Source organism: Alienimonas chondri, assembly GCF_013036045.1.
In the GTDB taxonomy this organism is placed as follows: Bacteria; Planctomycetota; Planctomycetia; order Planctomycetales; family Planctomycetaceae; genus Alienimonas; species Alienimonas chondri.
The window spans coordinates 16,411-35,500 of sequence record NZ_WTPX01000038.1 but is presented as its reverse complement, the minus strand read 5'-3'; the positions used below and the strand labels follow the sequence as shown (position 1 = coordinate 35,500).

General features: G+C 67.7%; 22 protein-coding genes. 5 read left to right on the top strand and 17 right to left on the bottom strand.

The features are described 5' to 3' along the window. Positions 1 to 320 (top strand): DUF1294 domain-containing protein (locus LzC2_RS07870; protein WP_171185574.1); only part of this gene is annotated, 320 nt, incomplete at its 5' end. Positions 321 to 430: 110 nt separating this feature from the next. Continuing rightward, entirely contained in the window at positions 431 to 2,059 is a 1,629-nt protein-coding gene (locus tag LzC2_RS07865) for a TolC family protein (protein ID WP_171185572.1), read from the top strand. Positions 2,060 to 2,115: 56 nt separating this feature from the next. Here LzC2_RS07865 and LzC2_RS07860 read toward each other — a convergent pair whose 3' ends face one another. From LzC2_RS07860 to LzC2_RS07830, 7 genes are all read right to left on the bottom strand, one after another. After that, complete coding sequence (locus tag LzC2_RS07860) at positions 2,116 to 2,850, bottom strand: hypothetical protein (RefSeq protein ID WP_171185570.1); 735 nt, start codon at positions 2,848 to 2,850, stop codon at positions 2,116 to 2,118. A 147-nt stretch (positions 2,851 to 2,997) separates the two neighbouring features. Continuing rightward, positions 2,998 to 3,525, bottom strand: coding sequence for a hypothetical protein (locus tag LzC2_RS07855; protein ID WP_171185568.1), 528 nt, complete (start codon positions 3,523 to 3,525; stop codon positions 2,998 to 3,000). Positions 3,526 to 3,659: 134 nt separating this feature from the next. Then, a complete protein-coding gene (locus LzC2_RS07850; protein ID WP_171185567.1) occupies positions 3,660 to 4,418 on the bottom strand; it encodes a PrsW family glutamic-type intramembrane protease in 759 nt (252 codons plus the stop codon). A 95-nt stretch (positions 4,419 to 4,513) separates the two neighbouring features. Beyond that, positions 4,514 to 4,786: a hypothetical protein gene (locus tag LzC2_RS07845; protein ID WP_171185565.1), complete on the bottom strand. Its 273-nt coding sequence runs from the start codon at positions 4,784 to 4,786 to the stop codon at positions 4,514 to 4,516. Positions 4,787 to 5,009: 223 nt separating this feature from the next. Then, positions 5,010 to 5,495, bottom strand: coding sequence for an SMI1/KNR4 family protein (locus LzC2_RS07840; protein WP_171185563.1), 486 nt, complete (start codon positions 5,493 to 5,495; stop codon positions 5,010 to 5,012). Positions 5,496 to 5,907: 412 nt separating this feature from the next. Further along, positions 5,908 to 6,174, bottom strand: a complete 267-nt coding sequence (locus LzC2_RS07835; RefSeq protein WP_171185561.1) for a hypothetical protein — start codon at positions 6,172 to 6,174, stop codon at positions 5,908 to 5,910. Between the two features lie 7 nt (positions 6,175 to 6,181). After that, the gene (locus LzC2_RS07830) at positions 6,182 to 7,240 is read right to left on the bottom strand and encodes a ribose-phosphate diphosphokinase (RefSeq protein ID WP_171185559.1); all 1,059 of its coding nucleotides are present in this window, start codon (positions 7,238 to 7,240) and stop codon (positions 6,182 to 6,184) included. A 135-nt stretch (positions 7,241 to 7,375) separates the two neighbouring features. On the opposite strand from LzC2_RS07830, the gene LzC2_RS07825 reads away from it, so the two are divergent. The 3 genes from LzC2_RS07825 to LzC2_RS07815 all read left to right on the top strand — a co-directional run bounded on the left by LzC2_RS07825 (position 7,376) and on the right by LzC2_RS07815 (position 9,781). After that, positions 7,376 to 8,077: a hypothetical protein gene (locus LzC2_RS07825; protein ID WP_171185557.1), complete on the top strand. Its 702-nt coding sequence runs from the start codon at positions 7,376 to 7,378 to the stop codon at positions 8,075 to 8,077. A 70-nt stretch (positions 8,078 to 8,147) separates the two neighbouring features. Continuing rightward, positions 8,148 to 8,543 (top strand): hypothetical protein, encoded by a 396-nt coding sequence (locus LzC2_RS07820; protein ID WP_171185555.1) that lies wholly within the window; start codon positions 8,148 to 8,150, stop codon positions 8,541 to 8,543. 227 nt (positions 8,544 to 8,770) lie between these two features. Next, positions 8,771 to 9,781, top strand: coding sequence for a glycosyltransferase family 2 protein (locus LzC2_RS07815; RefSeq protein ID WP_171185553.1), 1,011 nt, complete (start codon positions 8,771 to 8,773; stop codon positions 9,779 to 9,781). A gap of 63 nt (positions 9,782 to 9,844) precedes the next feature. Here LzC2_RS07815 and LzC2_RS07810 read toward each other — a convergent pair whose 3' ends face one another. From LzC2_RS07810 to LzC2_RS07765, 10 genes are all read right to left on the bottom strand, one after another. After that, on the bottom strand, positions 9,845 to 10,414 hold the full coding sequence (locus LzC2_RS07810; RefSeq protein WP_206678608.1) for a sugar O-acetyltransferase: 570 nt from the start codon (positions 10,412 to 10,414) through the stop codon (positions 9,845 to 9,847). Then, the gene (locus LzC2_RS07805) at positions 10,407 to 11,165 is read right to left on the bottom strand and encodes a hypothetical protein (protein WP_171185552.1); all 759 of its coding nucleotides are present in this window, start codon (positions 11,163 to 11,165) and stop codon (positions 10,407 to 10,409) included. Before LzC2_RS07805 ends, LzC2_RS07810 begins: the two co-directional genes overlap by 8 nt. Then, the gene (locus LzC2_RS07800; protein ID WP_171185550.1) at positions 11,162 to 11,848 is read right to left on the bottom strand and encodes a hypothetical protein; all 687 of its coding nucleotides are present in this window, start codon (positions 11,846 to 11,848) and stop codon (positions 11,162 to 11,164) included. The genes LzC2_RS07805 and LzC2_RS07800 overlap by 4 nt, the downstream gene beginning before the upstream one ends. Positions 11,849 to 11,870: 22 nt before the next feature. Continuing rightward, positions 11,871 to 12,713, bottom strand: a complete 843-nt coding sequence (locus tag LzC2_RS07795) for a TPM domain-containing protein (RefSeq protein WP_171185547.1) — start codon at positions 12,711 to 12,713, stop codon at positions 11,871 to 11,873. A gap of 36 nt (positions 12,714 to 12,749) precedes the next feature. Next, on the bottom strand, positions 12,750 to 13,664 hold the full coding sequence (locus tag LzC2_RS07790) for a universal stress protein (RefSeq protein ID WP_171185545.1): 915 nt from the start codon (positions 13,662 to 13,664) through the stop codon (positions 12,750 to 12,752). Positions 13,665 to 13,736: 72 nt separating this feature from the next. Continuing rightward, on the bottom strand, positions 13,737 to 15,011 hold the full coding sequence (locus tag LzC2_RS07785) for a replication-associated recombination protein A (protein WP_171185543.1): 1,275 nt from the start codon (positions 15,009 to 15,011) through the stop codon (positions 13,737 to 13,739). A 3-nt stretch (positions 15,012 to 15,014) separates the two neighbouring features. Further along, complete coding sequence (locus LzC2_RS07780; RefSeq protein ID WP_171185541.1) at positions 15,015 to 15,806, bottom strand: DUF4058 family protein; 792 nt, start codon at positions 15,804 to 15,806, stop codon at positions 15,015 to 15,017. Between the two features lie 32 nt (positions 15,807 to 15,838). Next, positions 15,839 to 17,683 carry a dihydrolipoyl dehydrogenase gene (gene lpdA, locus LzC2_RS07775; RefSeq protein ID WP_171185539.1) on the bottom strand — a complete coding sequence of 615 codons (1,845 nt, stop codon included), beginning with the start codon at positions 17,681 to 17,683 and terminating at the stop codon, positions 15,839 to 15,841. Positions 17,684 to 17,791: 108 nt separating this feature from the next. Beyond that, positions 17,792 to 18,361, bottom strand: coding sequence for a hypothetical protein (locus tag LzC2_RS07770; protein ID WP_171185537.1), 570 nt, complete (start codon positions 18,359 to 18,361; stop codon positions 17,792 to 17,794). Positions 18,362 to 18,410: 49 nt separating this feature from the next. Next, positions 18,411 to 18,986: a hypothetical protein gene (locus tag LzC2_RS07765; protein ID WP_171185535.1), complete on the bottom strand. Its 576-nt coding sequence runs from the start codon at positions 18,984 to 18,986 to the stop codon at positions 18,411 to 18,413. Between the last annotated feature and the right edge of the window lie 104 nt (positions 18,987 to 19,090).

Below are 19,090 nucleotides of genomic sequence, written 5' to 3'. Positions count from 1 at the left end.
TGTTTTGGGAGCGGTTGCCGGCGTGGGCGGGGTGGGCGCTGCTCGGACTGAGCGTCGTCGGCTTCGTCCTGCACGGGTGGGACAAGTGGCGGGCGACCCGCAACGGCCGCCGCGTGCCGGAAACCGTGTTGCACATCGTCGAACTGCTCGGCGGTTGGCCGGGGGCGCTGATCGCCCGCCACTGGTTCCGACATAAAACGGTGAAGCTGAGCTACCGGATCACGTTCTGGCTGTGCGTACTGACGAACGCGGCGGTCGTCGGGGGCGTCCTTTGGTTCGGCGACTCGTTCGGCGAGAAGGTCGCCAGCCTGCCGGAATGACGGAGCGGAATCTTTTCGCAGATTGCCCAGTCGGCCCGGATTGCGGTCGTGCGGCGTTCGCGGGCTGATCGGAAGCCGCCGGTCCTGCCGGGGGCGCCGAACGGGAGGATATGACGCCTTTCCCCACCTCGCTCACCCGCCCCGGCTCGCTGCGCGCATGGGCTGCGGCCTGCGGTTGCGCGGCCCTGGCCGGGTGCGGAACGACCCCGGCGTTCGTCACCTATTCCCCCGGCGCCGCGTTGCCGCCGACGGCCGTGACCGCCGGGGCCGAAGTCGCGGCCGGGCCAGCGTCCGCTGAACCTACACCCGCCGAACCGATCGAGTTCGTCGCCGCGATCGCCCCGGCGTCGGACGCCGTTCGGCCGGCGGCCTATCAGGAAGAGGGCGCCGCGGCGGGAAACGAACCCGACGCATCGGACGAGGGCCGACCGCATTCCGTCCCCATGCCGACCGGGCTGGCGATCGACGAGGACACACGGAGCGCAACGACCGTCGACGCCGCGCCGAGGGGGCAGTTCACCCTGGCCGAGGCGGAGGCCACCGCGGAGGCGAACAACCCGACCCTCGCCGGCGCCGCGGCGGCGGTGCAGAAGGCTCGCGGGCAATATGTGCAGGTCGGGCTCGCCGCGAACCCCACGCTCGGTATTACAGCGGACGACATCGGCGAGGACGGCTCCGCGGGCCGCTACGGCGTGTTCGCCTCCCGCACGTTCGTCCGCGGGAACAAGCTGGAACTCAGTCGGGCCGTCGAGAGTTGGGCGGTGCGAAATCTGGAGCTCACCGCCGAGACCCAACGCCTGCGGACGCTGACGGACGTCCGGCAACGGTTCGTTCGCGTGCTGGCGGCCCAGCGGCGGGCGGAAATCGCGGGGGAACTCGTCACGCTCGCCGAAACGGGCGTCGAGTTGGCCGAGGAGCTGGTGGAACTCGGCGAAGTCGCCCGACCGGACGTGCTGCAGGCGCAGGTGCAGGTGGGCGAGGTGCGGATCATCCAGCGGAACGCCGAGATCGCCCGGGACGCCGCGTGGCGTTCGCTGATGGCCGCGACCGGCACCCCCGGTCGCCCGGTGCAGCCCGTGGCCGGCACGTTGGACGGGGAACAGCTGCTCGGCGACTTTGAAGAATTGCTCGCGGGAATCCTCGCGAGAAGCCCGGAGGTCGCCGCCGCCCGGGCGCGGATCGAACAGGCCCGAGCGGCCGTCTGCCGGCAGCAGGCGCAACCGATTCCGAACGTCACGGCTCAGGCGAGCCTCGCCTACGGGTTTGGCGGAGACGAGCCGATTGGCGGGTTCCAACTCGGGGCGCCGCTGCCGAAGTTCAACGACAACCGCGGCAACGTCGCCGCCGCGATCGCCGACGTGCATCGCGCGATCGCGGATCTCGCCCGCCTCGAATTGAACCTCCGCGATCGCCTCGCGACGGCGCTGGCGGATTACGAGTCCGCCGACAATCAGGCGATGATCCTATCCGACGATGTGCTGCCGGCGGCCCGAGAGAACCTTGAACTCTCCGAACGCGGCTATCAACAGGGCGAATTCGACGCGATCCGCGTGGTCACCGCCCGCCGCAGTCTATTCGAGGCGGAACTGACGCGGATCACCGCGGCCGCCGACCGCCGACAGGCCGCCGCGCTGATCGACGGCCTGCTGCTCTCCGGAGCGTTGGACGACATCCCCGACGCCGGCGGCGGCAACCTGCAAGGCGTGGGCCTGCGGGATCAGGCGCTTGGCGGGCAGTAACAGGCGGGCAGATCCTCGCCTGAGCGGCCGGACCGTTCGGGGAAGGGAATCGTCATTCAGGCGAACAGCGCCCGATCGGCGACGACCGTGACGGTCGACGCTTTAACGGTACTCATTAACGGCAGAAACTGATCGGCCTGCCGCCGTTCGATCGTTTCATTGCAAAAGAACAGGATCGCCAGAAAGGTCTTGTCGATCGCGAACCCGCCCGCCAGGCCGAACACCGTTTGAACGCCGGCGTCTCGGACGAAGCCCTGGGCGGAGATAATTTTCCGGCCCTGATCGTCGACCGCCGAGGAGGCGTCCCGCACATAAAAAACTCCGGACATCTTGGAGAGCGTATTGACGTCGATTCCTCCGGAGTCGGCTGCCAGCCAATCCATTTCGAAGCCGACCTCGGCAAGCAGGCGGGCGATCATGGGGATGCTGTCCACGAAATCCGCCGAAACGAGCGGGATACCGAGGTGTCCCGCCGACTGACGTCGATCGTTCCAGGCGGGCTTCACGCCGCGGGACGCCATTAACGACAGGATCGGCGTGTCGTCCGTAAGCAGGGCGCCGGCCAGTTTGTTCGTCGTCAACCGCCGTACGAAGCTCTGATTTTCGCTGGGGAGTTGTCCGTACGCCACGGTCGCGAACAACCGCGTGAGCACGATGGACTCGCCGAATTGTTCCATCAGCAGATCCAGCACTTCGCCGGAGGCTTCTTCGAGGCTGACGCAGTCGCGCGTCCTGGCTTTGACGCTGTCCAGCAACGGGAAGACGTTTCGGAGATCGCTGAACTTCGCCATGACGATCGTTTCGAAGGGCCTGGGAGGCGGAGCCTGCCTGCGCCGGGCTGGGCCGGCGGCCTCGCCGAGTCATCATACTCGAACGACGTTGCGCCGGGGCGACCTGAACGGGGCGGCGAAGGACCGCCGTTGGTCGGCGTCGCATGCTCACTTGCCGTGCCGATGCGACCCCCCGCGGTCCGCGGCGAGCAAATCCTTTCGCCGTCGCCGAATCGCCCGCAATCGCGCGTGGCTGATAAAACTCTCGGATTTGAAGACGCGAGTCCAAAGCAGCGAGACCCGCAGGAAGAAATCGATCGAGGTGTGGAAGACGATCTCCAACACCATGGAGAGCATGATGCTCAGGACCATGACCAGAAACGTTCCTCCGAGGAGCATTAGAATGCGGACGTTCGAGGAGAACTCGAAGACGATCTGCGACGCCAACGCGAGCACGATCCAAACCGCCGTGCAGACGGCCGGGAACGATTTGCGAAACCAATACTGAGCCTCAAAGTCGATCTCTTCGAGGGTCAGTTTCTCGACGGGGTAATCCGGGGCCATCGGATCGTCCGCGACGGATTCGTCCTCGGCCGCCGTCGTGCCGTCCTCGGCCGCCGTCGTGCCGTCGTCGACCGACATTGCGTCGTCATCGAGACCGCCCGGCGATTCGTCGGGACTGTGGAACGGTTTCATGCAGGCATGCCGTGCATCGTTCGTCGGGGGGCGGGGCGGGAAGCCGCGCCGAGCGTCCGCGGGGCGCGGATCGACCGAAAGGGTTCGCCTCCGGGGCTGGAGCATCCGGGTTCCCGCCGGCTTCTACCATTGATTTATTCGATTGCCGAGATCGGAGCCGTGTTCTTTCGGGTCTGTCGTCGACCGAGCCGGAGACACCGGATCGCCCAGATCCACGAACACATCGCCGCCGCCCAGGCCCCCAGCATGGGCAGCAGCAAGGTCGGGTCGATGTCCTCGTCCAGATCAGCGTCCGCAAAGTCGCCGGCCGTCGGCGGCTCCAGCACGTCTACCAGAAAGATCATCGCGTCCATGAGTCCGTGCAGCAGGATCGACGGGACGAACGCCCCCAGAACCTTCCAGAACCGCCGGGGCGGCGTCTCGACCGCCCGTTGCAGCAGGTGGCCCGTCATGGCGCCCCACGCGCCGTGAGACAGCACGGCGAACCCGCGCCATTCCTCGACGGTCCCCGCGTACGCCAGATTCTCCCGCATCGAGAATCCCAAACCGATCAGTCCCCCGACGTAAGCCCCATGCCGCGAGAATCCGTTCCGCCACAACGAGAGCAGCAGCAGGATCCAAACTCCCTTGGCGAACTCTTCGGGAATGGCCGCCTCCACGAACGCGCTGGAAAACGCCTGACCGGGCGTCTCGGCATCGAGCTGATCCGCGGGCAGCACGGACGGCAGGTTGCGCAGGATCGCAGCATGCAGGACGAACGCTCCCCAACCACCGACCAAAAACGCGGCCACCGAGCGCCAGAGCGGCGCCGACCGTCGATATAAGACTGCCAGGACGATCGCCGACGTCAGCGGAATGATCAGCGCTTTGACGACGGCCGTGGCGGTGAGCATGGGGGCGTGCGACCTCGCTGCGGGGGGATTGATCCGTGAGGAGTTCAATGAGGCCGGGTCTCCCCGATCCGTCGCGGGGCGACCGCGGCGACGAATTAGGCGTGTCCGTCCAGGAACAGAACGGTCGGCTCGCCGACGACGCCGAGTTCGCGCATCTTCGACGCCAAATCAGACGAGGCGATGAACTCACGCGCACGCGATTCGTCGACGACCTCGAACAGCAGAACGACGTCGCCTCGATCGTTGGCGCCCTGCATTACTTTAAGATCGCGAAGGCCGCTCGCCTGGCGAGCGGAGCGATGCTCGTCATAGCCGGGCTTCCAGGCGTCGAAGTCCGCGACCTGATGGCGTACAAGCAGGTGTTTCATGGGAAGAGCCTCGGAGGTACGACGGGACCGATCGCCGCGTCGCCGACGTGATCGGAACCCCGAGAGACCCGTCGTCGGCGGGCGTCTGGCCACGGCCTGGGATCAGCGAAGAGATCCATTGTACATCGCTCCGACGTTCCCGGGAGAGACGAGGTGGAAAGCGGTGCGAAGCGTCGCTCCCCGCCCGCGTCTGCGGCGGCCCGTCCCCGAGCAGCCGGGGCCGTCAGGCGGTTCTTTTATATTGGGCCTCGACCAGTTCCAGAAGGGACTCGTACGGAGAGGCGAACAGTTCCTCCGGCGTTTCCGCATCCATGATGAGGTCGTGGTCGAACGCGACGATCTGCCCGGGTTGGAAGGGGCCGAACGGCCTAACGACGACGCCCCACATATTCGCGTACCCGTTCTCTTGGCAGACGTAGAGAATGTCGGCGGAGCGCTCCATCAGCAGATCGGTCGGCCAATCCCACTCCCGATAATAATCCGCCGCCGTCGGCATCTGCGTGGTGGCGAAGTAGTAGGGGCCGTCCTCGTCCCGGATGCCGTTGAACTCACGGAGAAGCTCGCGCAGTTCGTCGGGGACCGGGGCCGAGATCGCCGCTTCCAGCGTCGAGAATTCGGCCTCCGTCGCCGGCGCACCGAACGTGAACGACTCCTCCGCGTCGTACTCAGGCACGAGGCTATTAAGAAACGCGGACTTCCACTTGGCCATGAGGATATCTGCGGGTGAGGAAGCGGCGACGGTCCGAAGCAAACTCTCCTCAACCCGGAGGCCCCGGCGCCAGCGGCGTCCGGGCGCTTCGAGCTGCTCGACTCCTGTCAGTCACGCCGCTCATAGATTGCCGCGGGTTCAGTTCGTTTCCGTAAGGGGCTCCACGGCAAACGGTTATGACGAAATAGGTCTCGATCCACCATAGGGTGAGGGACCGACGTTCCCGTCCGCATTGATGCGGGCAGGCGTCGGCCACCCGCAGCGATCAAGTACATCGGCCAGAAAAGCCTGGCGTCTGCTGGAGGCGATGTGAGCCCGAAGCGCAAGCGAGGATTGCGACTCGCCCACCTCGCTTGCGCTTCGGGCTCACTGATGGACGCTGCACTGATCCGCCGGACGCATTAGGATTTGTTTAATCCTTATAAAAGACGGGGCCGAGCAGGAGCGCGTGAATCAAGAGGATATAAGCCAAGACGCCCATCTCCACGATGGCTCCTTGACCGAAAAGGAGAATCGCGCCGCCGTAAAACAGGGCAAGTCCGACGCCGGCCATCATGCCGTACGGCGCCGGAAACGCGTAGACGCAGACGGTGAACGCAATGAGCGAATAGACCGCGACGCTCAGGAGCGTCCCGCGTAATTCCCTGCGGCATCGTTCCGCTTCGTTCGCAGTTGCCATGAGTCCGCTACTCCAGCAGATCGCTGATGGAGCCGCCCTCTTCGTGCGTGCGGCGTAGCGCGGAGCCGAACATCTTGGCGGTCGGGATGACGTGCAGACGGTCGGCGGTGTCGGTGCCGTCGAGCCGGAACGGGCGGATCGTGTCCGTGACGACGATGCGGGGCACCTCGGCGAGGTTCTCCGCCGCCTTGCCGACGAACAGGCCGTGCGTGGCGCAGGCCGCGAAGACCTCGCCGCCGTGCCGCTCGATCGCTTCGGCGCACAGGCGAATCGTGCCGCCGCTGGCGATCATGTCGTCCAGAATGATCACCCGCTTGCCCTGGATGTCCCCCACGACGGTGTTGCCGCGGACGGTGCCGCCGTCGACACGTTCCTTATCCAGATAAGCGACGCCGATCGCGTTCTTCGTTTGGAGCCGCATTTCGAGGGCGTTGCGGAACCGACGGGCGCGGCCCATGCCGCCGCTGTCCGGGGCCAGCACCGCGAGTTGACCCTCCTCGCAGGCCGCGTCCCGGAGCGGCTCGGGGATGTGATCGGTGACCAGCTTGGGAGCGCCGGACGGATTCTTGCCGGCGTCCACGCCGCACAGATAATCCGCGAGCAGGTTCTTCGCTTCGAGATTGTCCGTCGGGATGCGGAAGGCGTTTTGGAACGCGCTGAGGTTGTGGACGTCCATCGTCAGAATGCGCGTCACGCCCACGCCTTCGAGGCATTGGGCGAGGTACTTGATGGAGATCGGCGCCCGGCTCTCCGTCTTGCGATCCTGCCGAGCGTAGCCGAGGTACGGGCAGACCACCGCGACCCGCTTGGCGCTGGCGTCCTTCAGGCTGCCGGCGAAAAACAGCAGCTTGACGAGCTTCTCCGGGACGCTCTGCTGCGGGTCGGCGCACAGGCTGGTGATGACGTACACGTCGCAGCCGCGGACGTTCACGCCGCTGCGGGCGTAGGTCTCGCGATCTTCGAAAAAGGTCTCGACGTGCGCGCTGCGGGGCACGTCGAGGTGGTCCGCGACGCGGTCGGCGTAGGTCTTGGAGCCGTCGAGCCCGAACAGCCGGAAGTTGTGCACGGCGGGCGGGATCGTCAGAACAAGGGATGCGGGTCGCCGGCCCCCCGCGGGGACGCCGAGCGGACCGTCCAGCCTAACGCCGCTCGCCCGTCGGTTCACCCGGCTTGCGGGCCGACTCGACCGTCTTCTCGCCGCATGTCCCCGGACGTCCTCACCCTCGAATCGACCGGTTCGTCCGTTTCCTCCGGGACGTTCGATGCCGAACTTTTGGGCGAGGGACCGGACGCCGGCGCCAAACTCACCGGCAGCAACTCCGGCTGCGGGATGGGCTGCGGCCTGATCGCGATCGTAATCGTCACCGGCGCCCTGACCTTCGGCGCATCGCAGGTCTTCCCGGAGTTCGGCTGGCCGGACTGGACGCTGGGCCTGATTCTGGTCCCGGGGGCGGCGACCTTCCTGGCGGTGCTGGGCTACGGATTGATGCTTCGCTGGGCGGTGCATCCGGGGGAAGCGGCGATCTCTCCCTGGCCGCTCCGGCCCGGCATGACCGGCGAGGTACGGTTCGCCCAACGCTTGAAGAAGGGACTCGCCCTGAACGAACTCCGGGCCGAACTGACCTGCACCGAAGTCGCCCGCTATCGCGTCGGCACGAACACCCGCACGGAGCGGAACGAACGCTACCGGATCTCCCTGCCCCCGGTGACCTTCGATTCCAAGGGCGGGCGATACGAGCCGGCCCGTCAGGCGGTCACGGCGGTCTGGGAGATCACGATCCCCGCCGACGCTCCTCCTTCGCTGGATACCCATAACAGCGACGTGAACTGGGAATTAGCGGTGACGCTCGACATCGATCGGCACCCGGACGCCCGCACGAACTTTCCGCTTCGGGTTCTCTGACGGCCTGCCGCCTGTTCCACGAGGCCGATCGACGCCCGCTCCCCTTCGCCACGCCTGCCTGAGAAGTCCCATGTTCGCGATCGACATCGAAACCGCCGAGGTGAACCCGGGCGGGGCCGTCCGCGGGACGGCGACGTTCACCGCGGAGAAGGAAGTCACGCCGAAGCACGTACGGCTGGAACTCGCCTGGGGCACGCGCGGCCGCGGCGACGCGGAGAGCGGCGTGATCGCAACGGCGGATCGCGCCACCGGCCCGGTCGCCGCGGGGGAGACCGTTCGCGTTCCGTTCGCGGTCGCCGTTCCCGAGGACGCCGTTCGCTCCTTTGCGGGAGAACTCGTTCAGCTCTACTGGTGCATCCGCGGCCGAGTCGATCTGCCCTGGGCTTTTGACGAAAAGGCCGAGGCGGAGTTTGAAGTGACGATGGAGCGTCCGTCGGGCGTGGAGGTTCCGCCGCTCGATGACTGATCGTCTCGATTACCCGACGCCCGCGCGGGACCACCGACGCCGGCGCGGGAATATCGTGCCCGACGCCCGAAATCCGATGTTCAGAGGAGCGCCGATTCGTGCGAGCAAAGGCCCTCCGCTTCCGTTGAAATGAGGCCCCCCGCCCGGTCTCCTCGGGGCGAACAGTGCGCCGCGTCGCGGTGCGTTCGACAGCAGACTGGACGAATCCCGTGAACGCTGGTTATGCCATGTCGAACGCCGTCCACGAAAGCTCCGATCCCGCCCCTGAATTGAGCGCCGACCGACCGACGATTTCCATCGTCACCGCCTCGTTCAATCAGGCCCCGTACCTGAGGGCGACGCTCGACAGCGTTTTGAATCAGGAGGGGAAGGGCGAGGAATTCGACCTTCAATATATCGTCATCGACGGCGGGAGTACGGACGGGTCCAAAGAGATCATCGAGGAATACGCCGGCGATCTTTCCTACTGGCGCAGCGCCCCGGACGAGGGGCACTATGCGGCGATTAACGAAGGCTTCGGTCATGCTCGCGGCGATGTGCTCGCCTGGCTGAACAGCGACGACCGTTATTGCCCCTGGGCGCTACGGACGGTCGCGGCGATCTTCTCGCAGAACCCCGACGTCGACTGGCTGACGACCACCCGACCGATTATCTGGTCTCGCACCGGGTTGTGCGCGGAGCTCATGGCCTCGCCCGGATATAGCGTGAAGTCGTTGCTGGCCGGGTGCCACATGGTAGGCGGCAGACCGTTTCTGGGTTGGGTGCAGCAGGAGTCGACGTTTTGGCGGCGTGAATTGTGGGAGACGGTCGCGGCGGAAACCGACGCCGAGGAGGCCGGAACGAAAGGCGGGGCGCTGCGACCGCGGTTTTCAGTGGCGGCGGACTACGACTTATGGTTGCGATTTGCGCAGCACGCCCGGTTAGACACGGTGGAATCCCCTCTGGGAGGAAACCGACGGCAGCCGGGCCAGCGCAGCATGCGGTTGATCGAGCGATCTCTGGACGAACTCCGCGAGGCGCTGGCCGAGGCGCGTGCCAAGGTGGGCCTGCCCCCGCTGACGGATCGCGTCCCGCTGCTGGATCGCGTCAAAGGACATCGCCGCCCCAGCCGAATCTACCGCCATCTCCGGGGCTACTTTCGCGACGCCCAACGATTCGAAGGTCGGATCTTTAAACTCGAAAATCCCGCCGCGGAGCAGGCCCGCTGGGTGCCGGAGAAAACGGAATTTCCTTACTGAGCCGGGGCCGCGATCCTCAGTCGACGTGGGTGAACGCTTTGAGACTCCGCGACGATCCCCGCATCACGTCGCGGCTTTAATCACGCGGCAGGGATTGCCGACGGCGATCATGCCGGACGGGACGTCCCGGGTGACGACGCTGCCGGCGCCGATCACCGAGCCGGCGCCGATCGTCACCCCGGGGCACACGATCGCCCCGCCGCCGATCCACACGTCGTCGCCGATCGTCACCGGCGCCGCGGACTCCCACCCTTCCGCCCGCGTCTTCGCATCCAGCGGGTGCGTCGCGGCGTAGATCTGCACCCCCGGCCCCAGCAGCACGCGGTCGCCGATCGTGACCGCGGCGCAGTCGAGGATTACGCAGTTGAAGTTCGCGTAGAACCGCTCGCCGGCGGTGATGTGAACGCCGTAGTCGCAGCGAAACGGCGCCGTCACCTCCGCCCCCGGGCCGATCGACCCGAACAGTTCCGACAGGATCGCCGTGCGGCCGTCCGCATCTTCCGGATCGGTCGCGGCGTGCTCGGCGCAGAGCCGCGTCGCCCGCCGCCGCATCGCGACCAGTTCGGCGTCGTCCGCGAGATAGCGCTCGCCGGCGAGCATGCGCTCTCGCATGGAGGGCGGCGCGTCAGACATCGTCTTCCGCATCCGGAGCGTCGTAGCCGCGGCGGAGGACCGGAGCGGTTGTCGCGAACCCCTCGAGCGCGTCGTCAGACAGGGGGTTCGACACGAACGGGGCGGGGGCGAGCATCACGGAGTTCACCACCCGACGGGCCGCCGGGTCCGGGGTCGGCACCGCCGCGGTGTGCAACACGCCCCGCCAAACGTCCGAGTCGATCGTTGGATCGGCAGATGAGTTATTCACCACGGCGATCCGCCACGTCGCTGGGTCGAAGGCGGCGGTGGGGTTCTCGTAGTCCGCCCACAGATCGTCTGCGGCAGGGAACATGGGATTGTGCTGCTGAAGCGTCTCCGACGGCGTGAGGCCGCGGTCCGCCGCGAACCCCGCGAGGTCATGCGTGGAGAAGCGGGAGTCCACCTTGGTCGGTTCATATCCCAACACGAGCAGGCTCTCGGACGGCCCGCCGTCGAGATGCGGGCGGGTGGACGTTTGCTGATCGAACCGCCCCGCCGACACGGCCGCGAGATCGACGCCACGATCGACCCGATGGCGCCGCGACAGCCCGGCGACGAGTCGCAGCATCCCCCGACGAAAGGCGAGCGAATCCAGCCCATCCGCTCCCGAGCCGAGGTTCAGCACGCACCACCCCGGCTGATCCAGTCCGGTGCGGCAGACGCGAGCATAAATGGCGTCCTGCGTCGTTTCGTCCGCCAGATCGCTGAGGCTGAGAGGCAGCGGCGCCACGGCGGGAGGGCGGTCGCTCATCGCCCCGGCTCTTCCAGCAGGACGAGGGCGTTCGACAGCTCGTCGCGGTCGTCTTCGGCCCGCGGCAGGACCGGGGCGAGGCGGCGGGCGGCCTCGGCGATCGCGGCGCAGAGGGCGTCGGCGGGGGCGCCGTCCTTCAACCCCTTGGTCAATACGGCGCAGACCTCACAGGTGAAGCCCTCGCCCAATGCCTCGACCACGGCCCGGTCGGCCAGGACGGCGGCGCGATGCTCGTACAGGCTGACGTAGAACAGCACGCCGGTCGCCCCGCCGGTGTGATGCACGCGACGATCGAAGAACGCCCGGCGGGCGGCGGCATTCACCTCGTCCGCGGCTTGATCCGCCGGGATAAACGGTCGCCGCAACCAACCGATGCGCGTCGCCAGCCAGGCCCCCAGGGTGAACGAAACCGCGATCGCGGCGACCAGCGCCGCCGGCCCGACCCACGCCGCCGGGGCGTCCCAGTCGCCCGAAGCGACCGCGTGCGGCCACAGCAGCCAAACCACGACCGCCGCTCCGCAGGCCAACCACAAACCGACGACGTCCTCCGCCCGGTCGTAGCGGCCGGACGAGGTCGCCACCACGGGGACCAACTCGCAACTGGTGGTCTGCTCCGCCGCGGCGACGGCGGCCCGCACCCGCTCTTTGGCGGGGGCGTCGAATAAGTCTGCGGCGCGCTTCATCAGATCATTCGTTGGGGAGACGTCACCACGACCCGCTCGCTCCGCCGCCGCCGGAGAACCCGCCGCCGAAGGAACCCCCGCCGAACGATCCGCCGCCGCTGCTGGAGCTGCTGTTCTGGTACATCGTATAGAGAACCCATCCGATGCCCGCGAACACGACCGCCCAGAACGCCCACGCCCAACCGCTGGAGCCGCGACGGATCAGCGAGACCACGGTGAAGATCGCCAGCCCGGCAATCGCCGCCCACATCGGCCAGACCCACCACGGCGTCGGCCGGGCCGGCAATTCCAACTGACGGGCCATCGCATCGAGGGCGTCCACGCCCGCGACGATCCCCTCCGCATAACGTTCGCGACGGAAGTTCGGGACGAGGTACTCGTCCATGATTTGCTGGGCCGTCGCGTCCTCGCGGCGCCCCCAGCCGGCGCCCAGTTCGATCCTCGCCGCCCGATCGCCGGGGGAGACGACCAGCAAAATGCCGGTGTTCCAGTCCTGCCCGTTCACCCGAGCCTGCCCCACGCCCCACTGATCGAATAACTGCCGGGCGAAAAGGTCGACGGCCCCGCTGCCGCTGCCGGTTCCGCCCGCCGCCTGCACCGTGGGCACCGTCACGACCACGATCGGCGTCGCGGTCGCGGTGAGCAGCGCGTCGCACCGCTGGCGGATCTCCGCCTCGGTCGCCTCGTCCAGGAGGTCGGCGGTATCGAGGATGAACTCCCGCGGACCGGGCGGGTCGAGCGGGATCTCCCGGGCGGACGCCGACGCACCAAGCGTGGCCGGAGCGAGGACTGCGATCAGCAGACCCCACGTCACGTGGGCGGCGGAGGCGGAGCGAGGGATCGCGGAGGGGGAGCGAGGCTTCATCGAACCGAGCAGATTAGCGGTCGGACGGGCGGGGCGTCAGTCGGCCGGTCCGCGACAGATCCAGACCGAACTGCCGCTGTGTCGCAGGACGTACTGCGACACGCTGCCGAGCAGAAATCGCATCGCGCGGCTGTCGCCGTGGTCGCCCACCGCGATCAGGTCGGCCTCATGCGCGCGGGCCTGTCGGCAGATCGACTCGCCGACATGAGCGGCGGTCTGCAAGTCACGCGTGACGGTCAGCCCCTTGGCTTCAAAGGGAGCGGCGGCCTCCTCGAGCCGGCGTTCCGCGGTCGCCCGCAGGTCGTCCCACAGGTCGGGGATCGTGTCGGTGAAGTCCGGAACGAAGTTGTCGAGCGTCTGCAGCACGGAGAGAACCGCGACCGTCGTCCCCTCCGGCCAGTCGATCGCCGCGAGCGTCTCGACCGCCCGGCGGGAGGCCGGCGTCTCGTCCACCGCCACCGCTAAACGGGGCGGGCGGTCCTCCTCCGGCCAACCGGTCGGCCGCACGACCAGCGAGGAGCAGGGCGCCTGCGACGCCACGCGATCCGACACGGACCCCAGCAGCAGGCGTTCCAATGCGGACTGCCCCACCGCGCCGGCGACGACGAGGTCCGCCTCCATCGACTCGGCCTCCGCGAGGATCGTCGGCGCCGGTCGGCCGCGGCGGAAGACGGGCGTCGTCCGCAACCCCCGCTTCGCCAAGCGGGCGGCCTCCGCGGTCAGCGCCTCCTCCGCCTCGGCATCCAATCGAGCGAGCACGCCGTCGGACACCGCGGTCGCGCCGAGACCCGAGTGGAGACTCGGCACCGCCAGGGCATGCAGCAGCGTGACCGTCGGCGGCGCGGGAAAGGGCAGCCGGGCCAACAGCTCCGCGGCCCGCTGCGATTCCGCCGAATGATCCGTCGCCAGCAGCACGCGACTCGGGGCGGGGGAGGCGGAAGAAGCCGTCATCTCGAAACCTGCGGTGTGCGGTGAGCGGCCCCCAGCATACCGGCAGACCCTGCGTCTGCGGCAGGCAACGGGTCAGTCTCGATCGCGCCGGTCGGCGCCGCGGCCGGTCGGTTCGTAAAAGGATCGCGGCTCCGGCAGATAGTCCTGCTCGATCCGTCCGTCGGGATAGTCGTGCGGATAGAGATAGCCGCGTGGCCCGCTCTCCTGGCGACTGCCGCCGCTGCGGGGATCTTTGAGATGCGACGGCACCGGCAACACGCGATTGGTTTTGACGTCCTCTAACGCCTCGTTGATGGCCGTATAAGAGGCGTTCGACTTCGGCGCCGTGGCGACGTACACGGCGGCTTGGGCCAGCGGGATACGACCCTCCGGCATGCCGACGAACTCCAACGCGGACGCCGCGCTCTGGGCGAGCACCAACGCCTGAGGGTCGGCGTTGCCCACATCTTCCGAAGCGCAGATCACGATGCGGCGGGCGAGGAACCGCGGGTCTTCGCCCGCGTGCAGCATGCGGGCGAGCCAATACATGGTCGCGTCCGGGTCGGAGCCCCGCATGCTTTTAATGAACGCGGAAATCACGTCGTAGTGTTCGTCCCCCGCGGCGTCGTGGTGCAGGCTCTTCCGCTGCACGCTCTCCTCCGCGTCGGCCAGCGTGACGGTCGATCCCGGTTCGACGCTCCGCACCGCCACCTCCAGCCCGGTCAACGCCCGGCGGGCGTCGCCCTCGCAGATCTCCGCCAGGAACCGCACTGCGGCCGGTTCGGCCTGCACCCGCAGCTCGCCCAGCCCGCGGTCGCGGTCGGCCAGCGCTCTCTCCAGCACCGCGACGACTTCCTCCGTCGACAGCGGTTTTAATTCAAAGATCGTCGACCGACTTAACAGCGGCCCGACGAGCGCGAAGTACGGATTCGCCGTCGTCGCCCCGACCAGCGTCACGCGGCCGGCCTCGACGTCCGGCAGCAGCACATCCTGCTGGGAGCGGCTGAACCGGTGAATTTCATCGAGGAATAAAACCGTCCGCCGCCCCGCCGCGGCGAGCCGGTCCGTCGCCGCGGTCAACACGCTCCGCACCTCCTTCACCCCGATCGCGGCGGCGTTGAGGCTTTCAAAGTGGGCGTCTGAATGCCCTGCGATCAAGCGGGCAAGCGTCGTCTTACCGGTCCCCGGCGGGCCGAACAGGATCACGCTGCCCACCCGATCCGCCGCGAGCATCCGCCGCAATAACTTCCCTTCGCCCAACAGGTGCGATTGCCCGGCGAACTCTTCGAGCGTGCGCGGCCGCATCCGAGCGGCGAGCGGTTGAGCCGCCTCCGCGTGGTCGGCTTCGGCGGCGGCAAATAACGACATTAGCTAGGAGCGTCCGGGGGCATCGCGGGTTCCGTCCAAGACCTCTTCCCAAAAACGCCCGATGCCGCCCCGGGCGATCTTGTAGGACGAACCGAGCGGGAGCGGGACGTAGCGCTCCGGTGTAAGGAACAGCGGCACGGTCGGCAGCGGGTCGCCGACCGCCAACGGCTCCGCGTAGGCCCGCCACCGCGGCCCGACCTGATAGCCGACGGCGCACAACGGCTTGTCGGCAGGCGGCTCGTAGCCGCGGCCCAGCGCTTCCAACATCGCACCGTGCAGCCCGGCGGGGTCAGGACGTCCCGGCGGGAGCAAATCGATCAGCACGACATGCACGCCGTCCTCCATTGCCTCCGTCAGTTTGGAGACGAACCGATCGACGGACGCCGGACGATCTTTGTTGCCCGGCGAGGCGAGTTCCAATAACGCCACAACGCGGTGATCGATTTCACGGCGAATCGCCAGCCGACTGGCGCGAGCGGCGTAGTATTCCGACTCGGAGACCTCCGCGAGATCCGTCACTTCGGAGACCTGCGGCGGAGCTTCCAGCACGGCCGTTCCCCCGCCCTGATCGCCGCCGTAGACCGTCGTTCCATCTTCAAGCGCGAGCAGGTCCGCTTCGTTCTCCGCCGCGGAGACCGCCCCGAACGACCGTTCCACGTGCCCGTAGTAGCCGGGCGGCAGCAGCCCCCCGTTGAGGGCAAGTTTCAACTGTGGAATCCACGTCTGGTGGAAGTCGTGAAACGTCCCGGCGTCCACGCGGGTCCAGTCGTCGACGGTCGCGGCGGGTTCGGACACTCAGACAGTTTACCGGCTTGAACGGGCGGCGCTCACCGCTTCTTCTTGAAGAAGTGGGTCGCTTGGCCGAAGACCGCCTCGCCGCTTTCCATGAGCGTTTCGGAGAGCGTCGGGTGAGCGTGAATCGTCTCGGCGAGGTCGGCGGCGACGGCGCCCATCTCGACCGCGAGCGTGCCCTCGGCGATCAGTTCGCCGGCGTTGGCGCCGACGATGCCCACGCCCAGCACGCGGCCGGTGTCGGGATCGCAGATCAGCTTCGTCAGGCCTTCGGTGCGGTCGATCGTCTGGGCGCGGCCGCTGGCGGCCCAGGGGAACTTCGAGACCGTCACCTTGATGCCGTCCCGCTTCGCTTCGGTCTCCGTCAGGCCGACCCACGCCAGTTCGGGGTCGGTAAAGACGACGGCCGGGATCCCGCGGTTATCGAACACGGCGTCCTCGCCGGCGATCGTCTCGACGGCGATCTTCGCCTCGCGGGTCGCTTTATGAGCGAGCATCGGCTCCCCGGCGACGTCGCCGATGGCGAGGATATTCGGGTCGGCGGTTTCCATGCGGCGGTTGACGGTGACGAAGCCGCGGTCGTCGACCTCCGCCTTCGTCGTTTCGACGCCGCAGGTCTTGCCGTTGGGACGACGGCCGATCGCAATTAAGACGCGGTCGAACGTCTCCGTGGTCTCGCCGTCGGCGCTGGACAGGGTGGCGTCGATGCCGGCGTCGGTCGCTTTGAGGGACTCCACCTTCGTGTTCATCAACACGCGGTCGAAACTCGCCTCGATCCGTTTCTGCAGCGGTTTGACGAGGTCGCGGTCGGCGCCGGGCAACAGGCCGTCGGTCATCTCGACCACGGTCACTTTCGAGCCGAGGGCCGCATAAACGCTGCCCATCTCCAAGCCGATATATCCGCCGCCGACGACCAGGAACTTCTCCGGGACATCCTTTAATTCGAGGGCGCCGGTGCTGTCCATTACGCGGTCGTCGCCGATGTCGAAGATCTTCGGCACCGCCGGCTGGCTGCCGACGGCGACGATGCAGCGGCCGAAGTGCAGCTCCCGCTCGTCCCCCTTCGGGCCTTTAATCGTGAGGCTGTTCGAGCCGGTCAGCGTGCCGCGGCCCTCGATGATCTCCACGCCGCGGCCCTTGCCGAGTTGGGAGACGCCGCCGGTGAGCTGATTGACGACGCCGCTTTTGAACTCCCGCAGCTGGGCGAGGTCGATCGTGGGCTTTTCGAAGTGCACGCCCCACTGCTCGGCCTCTTCCACCTCGTGCAGCAGCTTGGCGACGTGCAGCAGGGTTTTGGAGGGAATGCAGCCGACCCGCAGGCAGACGCCGCCGGGCTTGGGGTTCTCGTCGATCAGGGCGACCTTCATCCCGCGATCGGCCGCGTCGAAGGCGGCCGGGTAGCCGCCGGGGCCGCCGCCGAGGACGACCACGTCGTAGGCGCCCTCGGGCAGGTCGCTCATGGGGGTGGGGGAACCCTCGGGGCGAACGCCGTCGAACGGGTCGGCCGACGTGTCGTAGTCGCCGGTGCGGGCGCCGTCGGCGTCGGCGGGCGCGGCCGTCTCGGCGGGGGTGTTCGCCGCGGTGGGGACTTCGTTCTTCTGCGGGGCCGCGTCCGCGGCGGCTTTCGCGTCGCCGCCGCCCTCGGACGGCTCGACGGTCAGCAGCACGGCGCCGATCGCGACGGTGTCCCCCGCGGCGACGTGTAGCTTCGTGATCGTCCCGGCGAAGGGGATTTCGACCGGGGCGACGGCCTTCTCCGTTTCGACCTCGACGACGACCTGATTCGCCTCCACCGAGTCTCCCTCGGCGACGAGGATTTCGGAGACGTCGGCCTCGGTCACGCCCTCGGAGACTTCGGGGAGGACAAATTCGCGGGCCATCGGGGCGGGGTCGGTCGAACGGAGCGAGGCGGGATGAACGGGCAGTCTACGTCGGCGTCGCCGGCTCCCCAACCGGACCGATCGCCGCGCATGGGCTGAACCCGTCGCTCAGCGGAATGCGGCCTTCACCTGCGGATCCAGCAGGACGACCAGCGCCCAGATGCCGATCGGGATGCCGAACAGAAACGTGAAATTACAGCAGGGAACCATCGCGGCGATCGTGCCGACCAGCGCCCACGCCCAGGAGCGGGCCGTCAGCATCTGGTAGCCGCCGAACAGGATGATCAGGGTCATCGTCAGGGAGGAGACCGGCCCGCTGAGCATGGCGGCGTAATACCCGACCATCTGGGCGGCGACGTTCCCCGCGGGGTCGAGATTCTGCGGCGTCGGATTCTCCACCGCAGCCATGACGCAGGCCAGGATGACGAACAGCGTCGCGGCCGCCGACATGGCCCCTACGACCAACAAACCGATCGCCGGACCCTTAGCGCGTTCCGCATCGGAACCCGGCCCGAGCCGTCGGGCGTCTTCGGTCGATCGGGCGCCCCGCCCGCGGGGGGCTTCGCTGGTCGCGATCGCTTCCCCGCACACGCTGCACTGGGTGCGGCCGGTCGATCGGGAGACCCGAAAGTGGCTGTGCGAACTGCCGCACATCGGGCAGGTCTCGGGGATCGACATCGCGGGGGCGGCCTGCGGGAAAGGCGAGAGCGTCCGAACCGACTCCGCGTCAGCGGAACGCGGTTTTGACCTGCGGATCGAACAGCACCACCAATGCCCAGATGCCGATCGGGAACCCGATCAGAAACGTGAAGTTACAGCAGGGCACCATGGCCGCGAGCGCCCCCATGAGCGACCACGTCCAGCTTTGGGCGTTCAGCATTTGATAACCGCCCATCAAAATCGTCCCCGTCAGGACGAACGTGCCGATCGGGATTCCGAATGCGGCCGCATAGAAGCCGAATTTCTGGCCGGCGGCTTCGGCGGCGGGCATGCCGGGACGCTCCGGCGGCGGCCCCTGCATCGCTCCGACGATCGTTAGGCCAGAATAGCCGAGAGAAATGAGGGCCGAAAGTCCGCCCACGACGAGCAGCGCGATGCCGGGGTTTTTCGCTCGGTCAGTGGCCCGACCGCCGCCGGACCGTCGGGACGAACGCGGTGCCTCCATGGCGGAGCCGCCGGCGAAGTCGTCGTCCGGCTCCATGATCTCGCCGCAGGTGCTGCACTTCGCCCGGCCGGTCTTCTGCGACCGCTTGAATTGACTGCTGGGGCTGCCGCACATCGGGCAGGACGACGGAATCGGCATGGGTCGGGAGCAGGGCTTGCGGCGAAAGGGGGCGGACCTGCGGAAACTAGCCGCACCTTCGCTCCGCCGCACCCTTGCGCCGAACGCCTTGACGTCGCCCAGCG

Excerpts from the sequence above, each read along its gene's own strand:
- LzC2_RS07770 (WP_171185537.1), bottom strand. The coding sequence starts at position 18,361 with ATGTCGATCCCCGAGACCTGCCCGATGTGCGGCAGTTCGCACAGCCAC.
- LzC2_RS07795 (WP_171185547.1), bottom strand. The coding sequence starts at position 12,713 with ATGAAGCCTCGCTCCCCCTCCGCGATCCCTCGCTCCGCCTCCGCCGCC.
- LzC2_RS07815 (WP_171185553.1), top strand. The coding sequence starts at position 8,771 with ATGTCGAACGCCGTCCACGAAAGCTCCGATCCCGCCCCTGAATTGAGC.
- LzC2_RS07845 (WP_171185565.1), bottom strand. The coding sequence starts at position 4,786 with ATGAAACACCTGCTTGTACGCCATCAGGTCGCGGACTTCGACGCCTGG.
- LzC2_RS07820 (WP_171185555.1), top strand. The coding sequence starts at position 8,148 with ATGTTCGCGATCGACATCGAAACCGCCGAGGTGAACCCGGGCGGGGCC.
- LzC2_RS07805 (WP_171185552.1), bottom strand. The coding sequence starts at position 11,165 with ATGAGCGACCGCCCTCCCGCCGTGGCGCCGCTGCCTCTCAGCCTCAGC.
- LzC2_RS07855 (WP_171185568.1), bottom strand. The coding sequence starts at position 3,525 with ATGAAACCGTTCCACAGTCCCGACGAATCGCCGGGCGGTCTCGATGAC.
- LzC2_RS07790 (WP_171185545.1), bottom strand. The coding sequence starts at position 13,664 with ATGACGGCTTCTTCCGCCTCCCCCGCCCCGAGTCGCGTGCTGCTGGCG.
- LzC2_RS07840 (WP_171185563.1), bottom strand. The coding sequence starts at position 5,495 with ATGGCCAAGTGGAAGTCCGCGTTTCTTAATAGCCTCGTGCCTGAGTAC.
- LzC2_RS07865 (WP_171185572.1), top strand. The coding sequence starts at position 431 with ATGACGCCTTTCCCCACCTCGCTCACCCGCCCCGGCTCGCTGCGCGCA.
- LzC2_RS07850 (WP_171185567.1), bottom strand. The coding sequence starts at position 4,418 with ATGCTCACCGCCACGGCCGTCGTCAAAGCGCTGATCATTCCGCTGACG.
- LzC2_RS07835 (WP_171185561.1), bottom strand. The coding sequence starts at position 6,174 with ATGGCAACTGCGAACGAAGCGGAACGATGCCGCAGGGAATTACGCGGG.
- LzC2_RS07825 (WP_171185557.1), top strand. The coding sequence starts at position 7,376 with ATGTCCCCGGACGTCCTCACCCTCGAATCGACCGGTTCGTCCGTTTCC.
- LzC2_RS07860 (WP_171185570.1), bottom strand. The coding sequence starts at position 2,850 with ATGGCGAAGTTCAGCGATCTCCGAAACGTCTTCCCGTTGCTGGACAGC.
- lpdA (WP_171185539.1), bottom strand. The coding sequence starts at position 17,683 with ATGGCCCGCGAATTTGTCCTCCCCGAAGTCTCCGAGGGCGTGACCGAG.
- LzC2_RS07810 (WP_206678608.1), bottom strand. The coding sequence starts at position 10,414 with ATGTCTGACGCGCCGCCCTCCATGCGAGAGCGCATGCTCGCCGGCGAG.
- LzC2_RS07785 (WP_171185543.1), bottom strand. The coding sequence starts at position 15,011 with ATGTCGTTATTTGCCGCCGCCGAAGCCGACCACGCGGAGGCGGCTCAA.
- LzC2_RS07765 (WP_171185535.1), bottom strand. The coding sequence starts at position 18,986 with ATGCCGATTCCGTCGTCCTGCCCGATGTGCGGCAGCCCCAGCAGTCAA.
- LzC2_RS07800 (WP_171185550.1), bottom strand. The coding sequence starts at position 11,848 with ATGAAGCGCGCCGCAGACTTATTCGACGCCCCCGCCAAAGAGCGGGTG.